Source organism: Roseburia sp. AM23-20, assembly GCF_003470905.1.
Lineage (GTDB): Bacteria > Bacillota > Clostridia > Lachnospirales > Lachnospiraceae > Roseburia > Roseburia rectibacter.
On the sequence record NZ_QRHS01000067.1, the window covers coordinates 1 to 1,285 of the forward strand.

A 1,285-nucleotide genomic window follows, 5' to 3' on the forward strand; every position below is an offset into this window, starting at 1 on the left:
ACTAGTATACTGTATCATTGATATTTAATTAATTTTATGGTCTGACAAACCGTTTCATGATATACTAAAAAGAAACGGCGGTGATTTTAGATGGCAAGACCAAAAAAATATAATATTTCATTAACGGATGACGAACTCAAGGAACTAAAATCTGTTATGTGTAAAAAGCAAACAACCAAAACTGTTCGAAACAGATGCCAGATTATCATTGATCTAGATGAGGCACACGGTAAAGTTCTTACCCATGCACAGTCTGCCAAAACAAATTGTGTATGTATGGCTACTATCATGAATACTGTAAAGCTTTATTCCGAAAAAGGCATCCAGGGTATCCGTACAATGAACCGGAATGTCAATTCTGATAATGCACGCAGAAAATTTGATGGGCGTGCTGAGGCTCGTATTATTGAAATTGCGTGCAGTCCTGCACCGGAAGGACATTCCCGCTGGACACTCCGTCTGCTGGAAGAACAGGCAAAAATTGTACTTGATGTTCCAGTCAGTAAAGATACCATCGGCAGGGCTTTAAAAAAAATAAACTTCGACCTCACATGAATGATTACTGGTGTATTCCGTCAAAAGAAGATGCTGATTTTGTAGCCTGCATGGAAGATGTCCTTGATGTTTATGAACTCCCATATGACCCGATGTACCCTGTTGTCTGTATGGATGAAAAGCCATACCAGCTTTTGGATGATGTAAGGCAGCCACTGCCTGTTCGTCCGGGTGACAACCAGAAAACGGATTCCGAATATAAGAGGAATGGCACCTGCAGCATATTTGCTTTTGTTGAACCACTTGGCGGCAGACACCATGTGAGTGTCCATGAACACCGTACTGCAATTGACTGGGCAATGGAAATCAAATATCTGTCAGATGAAATGTTTCCAGATGCAAAGAAAATCATACTGGTAATGGACAATCTAAACACCCATAAAGCTGCTTCACTTTATAAAGCATTTCCACCATCAGAAGCAAGAAGGATCATAAAACGACTGGAAATCCACTATACGCCTAAACATGGAAGTTGGCTTGACATGGCAGAAATTGAGCTTAATGTAATGACACGCCAATGTCTTTCGCGTCGAATATCCACCCTTGACAAACTTAAATGTGAGTTATCAGCATGGGAAATGGAACGTAATCGGGATACAGCTAAGATACAGTGGCATTTCCAAACAGGGGATGCACGGGAAAAACTGATATCACTGTATCCGACACTATCATCTGTCACTTTTTAATTAAAGTGGCAGATATACTAAATTTCAATGATACAGTATACTAG

Annotated in this window: 2 protein-coding genes; both read left to right on the top strand. The window is 40.2% G+C overall.

Annotated features, from left to right (window positions below):
* The first annotated feature begins 90 nt into the window (after nucleotides 1-90).
* Entirely contained in the window at nucleotides 91-555 is a 465-nt protein-coding gene (locus tag DW650_RS19295) for a helix-turn-helix domain-containing protein (RefSeq protein WP_118210884.1), read from the top strand.
* Nucleotides 552-1,241, top strand: a complete 690-nt coding sequence (locus DW650_RS19300; RefSeq protein WP_118210885.1) for an IS630 family transposase — start codon at nucleotides 552-554, stop codon at nucleotides 1,239-1,241. The genes DW650_RS19295 and DW650_RS19300 overlap by 4 nt, the downstream gene beginning before the upstream one ends.
* The last annotated feature ends 44 nt before the right edge of the window (nucleotides 1,242-1,285 follow it).